At 66.7% G+C, this 3780-nt stretch carries 6 protein-coding genes and 1 pseudogene; 4 read left to right on the top strand and 3 right to left on the bottom strand.

From position 1 onward, the window contains the following. On the top strand, window positions 1-119 hold a 119-nt coding region (locus tag ACWC2T_RS45740; protein WP_450676202.1), incomplete at its 5' end, for an Imm32 family immunity protein. A 154-nt stretch (window positions 120-273) separates the two neighbouring features. Then, window positions 274-477 (top strand): annotated as a pseudogene (locus tag ACWC2T_RS45735) (kinase); the annotation flags it as partial. Window positions 478-562: 85 nt separating this feature from the next. Here the strand turns inward: ACWC2T_RS45735 and ACWC2T_RS45730 are convergent. Then, complete coding sequence (locus ACWC2T_RS45730) at window positions 563-988, bottom strand: MarR family winged helix-turn-helix transcriptional regulator (RefSeq protein WP_450676201.1); 426 nt, start codon at window positions 986-988, stop codon at window positions 563-565. 12 nt (window positions 989-1000) lie between these two features. After that, a complete protein-coding gene (locus ACWC2T_RS45725) occupies window positions 1001-1918 on the bottom strand; it encodes an NmrA/HSCARG family protein (protein ID WP_450676200.1) in 918 nt (305 codons plus the stop codon). Window positions 1919-2023: 105 nt separating this feature from the next. On the opposite strand from ACWC2T_RS45725, the gene ACWC2T_RS45720 reads away from it, so the two are divergent. Together ACWC2T_RS45720 and ACWC2T_RS45715 are read left to right on the top strand one after the other, a co-directional pair. Further along, the gene (locus ACWC2T_RS45720; RefSeq protein WP_450676199.1) at window positions 2024-2506 is read left to right on the top strand and encodes a MarR family winged helix-turn-helix transcriptional regulator; all 483 of its coding nucleotides are present in this window, start codon (window positions 2024-2026) and stop codon (window positions 2504-2506) included. 464 nt (window positions 2507-2970) lie between these two features. Then, complete coding sequence (locus tag ACWC2T_RS45715; RefSeq protein ID WP_450676198.1) at window positions 2971-3405, top strand: nuclear transport factor 2 family protein; 435 nt, start codon at window positions 2971-2973, stop codon at window positions 3403-3405. 162 nt (window positions 3406-3567) lie between these two features. On the opposite strand, the gene ACWC2T_RS45710 is transcribed toward ACWC2T_RS45715, so the two are convergent. Continuing rightward, window positions 3568-3780: hypothetical protein (locus ACWC2T_RS45710; protein ID WP_450676197.1), on the bottom strand; the 213-nt coding region annotated here is incomplete at its 5' end.

Genomic DNA, 3780 nt, shown 5'->3' with positions numbered 1-3780 from the left:
CACTCGCTCGTCACCTCCTGACCTTGGCGCAGGACCAGGTTCACGAAGGCTCCCACATCCATCTGACGGCGGACCAGGAGATCGACTCCGACCATGACCTGATCCTCGAACGGGCGTGAGTGCATCCGTCGGCTGAAGTGCGGTGCAGAAGGCCCGTGACCGCTCACCGGCCTTTCAGACGCCTTGCAGGCCTCCAGGAGCGCTTCTCGACCGGCGACCAGCAGAGTTCTCCACGATCCGGTCGAGGGACTCCTTGCCGGAGTGTTGAGTGCCATGGGAACGGAAGACACGCGCCTGATCGTGATCCGGGGCAACAGCGCCTCGGGGAAGTCGTCTGTCGCGGCCGGCCTGCGCGAGAAGTTCGGCCGCAACCTCGCGATCGTCGGCCAGGACAACCTGCGCCGCATCGTGCTGCGCGAACGCGACCGACCCGGCGGCGCCAATATCGGCCTGATCGACCTGACCACCCGCTACGCCGCTTCACTTGACGGATGGGTTCCTGATGTGGCGGGCTGAGTCCATCAGTTGGCGGGTGGGGCGGAACTGGGCGTTCCGCGATGGCTCATGGTGTGGGGGCGGCTTTCGTCACTGTTTCGAGGTTGTGGGTCATACGTTCGAGGACGCGGACGGCCGTGCAGTACTCGTCCTGGGAGATGCCGGCGGTGGAGAGTTCGCGGAACGCATCGACGCGCTCGGCGACGCGGACCAGGCGCTGACGGCCATCGGGGGTGAGGGAGAGCCGGTCCGGTGAGTGACGGGTCGCCCAGCCGTTGACGACCACGGCGTCAATGGCGGTGGTCAGCGTAGGGATGTCGGCGTTGACGGAGAGAGTGGACACTACTTCCATGTCGGCGACCCGAGGGGTGTCGTGGATGACGTTGAGGACCTGCCAGGCGATCCGGGTGAGCCCGACCGCCTCCAACATGTCGTTCATGCAGCGGGTGAGGGCTTTGTCCGTGCGGTTCAGCCAGTAGCCGATGGGCTTCACGCTGATGCTCCTTCAAAGGCAAGGGCGGGTTTGCGTTTTTGGTAGGGATCTCACTGATGCGCCGGGGTGGGCCAGGAGTGCGGGCCACTCCTGGCGGGCGGCCCAGTCGGCGAAGCTGTGCCAGCCGACTTCGGGGTGGTCGCGTCGCAGCCCGGCGATGTCGACATCGAGGCCGACGGTGGTGAAGTACTCGAACATGGCGGCCAGGTCGGCGGATCGGGTACGGACATGGGCCAGCGGGACCTGTTGGTGGGCGATCGGCCGCTCCGTGGCTGCTGCGAGGATCGCCGCGATCTGGCTGGGGGTGCACTCGTCGGAGGCGATGTCGATGCGACGGCCGGCGAACTCGTCGCGGCGCTGGAGGACCAGCGCCGCGAATGCACCGATGTCGGCGGCGGGGATGAGCGTGAGTGGCCGGTCGGCGGGCATGGGCCAGGCGAAGGTGTTGTCGCGCAGCCCATCGAGGGTCCAGCCGCTGGCGCAGTTGTCCATGAATGCCGCCGGGGCGACCACAGTCCAGGGCACGTCGACGGTGTGGAGGTACTGCTCGACCAGGTACTTGCTCTCGTAGTGCGGGACCGCGGTGCCCCGGTCGGCGTGGGCGGCGGAGGTGAGGACGATGTGCCCGAGGCGGGCGGCTGCCGCGGCATCGACGAGGGCCTTGCCCTGCCGGGTTTCGGTGGTGGTATCGGTGCCGAACGGAGTGGTGACCGCGAAGAGGGAGTCCGTCCCGGCCAGGGCGACGCCGAGGGAGGTGCGGTCGTCGAAGTCGGCGTGGCGCACGTCGACTCCCAGGCCGCGCAGGGCCTCAGCGCCGGGTGAGTCGGGGCGGCGGGTGAGCGCGCGCACGTGGTGACCCGCGGCCAGCAGAGCGCGGGCGGTGGCTCCGCCCTGGGCTCCGGTGGCTCCGGTGACGGCGACGGTGAGCATGGTTCCCCCAGTAGGTAGTATCGATGCGCGACGCATTCACTGCGCTGCGCAGTGAACATTACAGGGAGACTGCTGCGTCGCGCAGCGATTTGGAGTGTGATCCAGATGACAGGCGGCTCGCGCCGGGCCCGGTTGTGCGAGGAGCTGTCGAGGGAGTCGCGCCGCTACCTGGCGGCGTATGTGCTGTTCAACCAGGCCGTCGCCGATCACCTCGGGCTGCACCCGACCGACGTGCAGTGTCTGAGCCTGCTGACGGCCGACCCCGGGCCGCGTACGGTGAAGCAGATCGCCGAGATGACGGGGCTGACCACGGGGTCGGCTACCCGGCTGGTGGACCGGCTGGAGCGCGGTGGCTATGTGGTCCGCGCACCCGACCAGCAGGATCGACGCCGGGTACTGGTCACACCGGTGCCCGATCGCATCGCCCGCGTCACCGCAGTGTGGGACGACCTCGGCCCCGCGTGGCAGTCGCTGCTCAACGAGCATAGCGAGGACGAGCTAGAGGTGATCGCCCGCCATATGCGACGGGCGTACGACCTCAGTCACGCCCAGATGCAACGTCTGCGATCCCTGCCGAAGCCGGACTGAGCCCCTCGACGGCACCACACTGAGCCGTCGGGGAACGCACAGCTTCGCCCCACTCGCCGGCTGAAACGCTCAGCCCCGCCAAGTCGGGCGCTCGTCGGGCTGCGCGCTCACCCGCCAAGCGAAGCGCTCAGCCGCAGTCAGGGCCTGTGCAGGTTTGATCCGCTTGACTCGCGTGTTCTGACCCTCGACCTGGCCGGAGCTCCAGGGGCTGGACAGGCCGGCGATGACGGCGTCTCGATCCCAGCGTAGGCCGTTGACCAAGGAGTGCAGCGCGGGGAGGTTGTCGTGTTCGACGCGCTCCAAGTCGGCGGCAGGTTGAGCGGCGGTAAGGGACGATAACGAGGCCACGGCTCTTCTCCCGCTGTATGCACTCGAACTTGTTGCGGTGCTCAGCGGCCTGGTGCCAGGCTGACGACGGATGACGCTTGGCTTGGCCTTTCCACGCCGGGCCGGAGAGGACGCGTGTGTCACTCGCTCTTGAAGATCGCTTGGCCGTCACCGAACTGGTCTCGTTACACGGTCACCTTGTCGACGACGGGAACCTTGACAGGTTGGAGGAGTTGTTCACCTCCGATGTTGTCTATGACCTCACTGACTTCGGCCAGGAGCCGCTGTCCGGGGTAGCGGCCATCCGAGAAGCGGCGTGGGCACTGGGAACTGCCAACCCCGTCGCGCATCACGTCACCAACGTCGTCGTAACGGCATCGGCAGACGGCCGGGTACAGGTCCGATCCAAGGGTCTGGGCATCAAGGCGGACGGCTCCTGCGGTTCCGTCTCCTACGACGACACCGTCGTGCGCACCGCTGATGGCTGGCGGATCAGCCATCGCAAGGTGTCACCGCGCCGTACTCCCTTGGGGATGTCGACGGTCAGCCAATTCCCCATGCCGAATGCCTGACAATTCCCCGCCCTCTCGCGTCCGGTTGCTGACGCGAGCAGCCAAGGCGGCGCTCAACCGTCCTCAGCGCCTGCACTGGCTCTCCAGGCGGCAGTGACACATCCTCTTCCCAGTGCCACCAACCCTTCTCGTCGCCGTGTTCCAACAGCTTGCTGGCTTTGTTCACGAGATTGAGCAGCAGTTGTTCAGCACTTCGGACAGCACTTGGTGGTCTCTCGATTCGAACAGCCAGGAGTGGGTCTGTCCAGCCAATGGCCCTGTCTCGCATTCGGTGGTGACTGAGCGTCGTGATAGGTCGTTGACATTCGCGTGATGGATGTCAACGAGCTTGTGCAGGCGGTCTTCTCGGGTCTGTCCCCGCTGGTCATCGAGGAT

This window comes from Streptomyces sp. NPDC001393 (assembly GCF_053597455.1).
This window is presented reverse-complemented; position numbering and strand designations above follow the sequence as displayed.

What these genes read in the sequence shown, in the direction of transcription:
- ACWC2T_RS45725 (WP_450676200.1), bottom strand. Translation starts at nt 1,918, where the DNA reads ATGCTCACCGTCGCCGTCACCGGAGCCACCGGAGCCCAGGGCGGAGCC.
- ACWC2T_RS45720 (WP_450676199.1), top strand. Translation starts at nt 2,024, where the DNA reads ATGACAGGCGGCTCGCGCCGGGCCCGGTTGTGCGAGGAGCTGTCGAGG.